The organism is Parashewanella sp. 2210YD4-3, assembly GCF_056591735.1.
In genome coordinates this window covers 1-389 of sequence record NZ_JBWQOG010000041.1, presented here as the reverse complement: position 1 = coordinate 389, position 389 = coordinate 1, and the positions used below count along the sequence as shown (strand labels likewise).

Sequence of the window (389 nt, the reverse complement as noted above, 5' to 3'; positions counted from 1 at the left end):
AACCTCTCGCGTTTGTCCATTGATGTCGGTGAAGGTCACTTTGACCGTTTCAACGTCGCTATCGATGCCGTCAAGATTAACTTCTACCGCATTGACTTCATTGCCATTGATGACGTCATCAACAGGACTTACGGTTAAGTCGTCATCAACATCGGCATCGGTATCTAAGGTGAAGGTTAGAGAGCTTGAAGCCGAAACGTTGCCCGCGCTGTCGGTTTGACGCACTTCAATGGTATTAGCGCCTTCAACAGCCGTTGGCTTTTCTGTGGTCCATTCACCATTGTTAAGGCGATACTCCACCGTCGCGCCTGCTTCTACTGAGGACTCGACTAAGGTGTATGCTCCCTTGTTGGTGATGTTATCGTCTGATGCTGAACCTGTGTCTTCGT

1 protein-coding gene is annotated in these 389 nt (G+C 49.1%); it reads right to left on the bottom strand.

What is annotated here, in order from left to right; all coding sequences use genetic code 11:
- Positions 1 to 389, bottom strand: a 389-nt coding sequence (locus AC1EU0_RS19210; protein WP_480304382.1) for an Ig-like domain-containing protein, incomplete at both ends; no start/stop codon positions are given.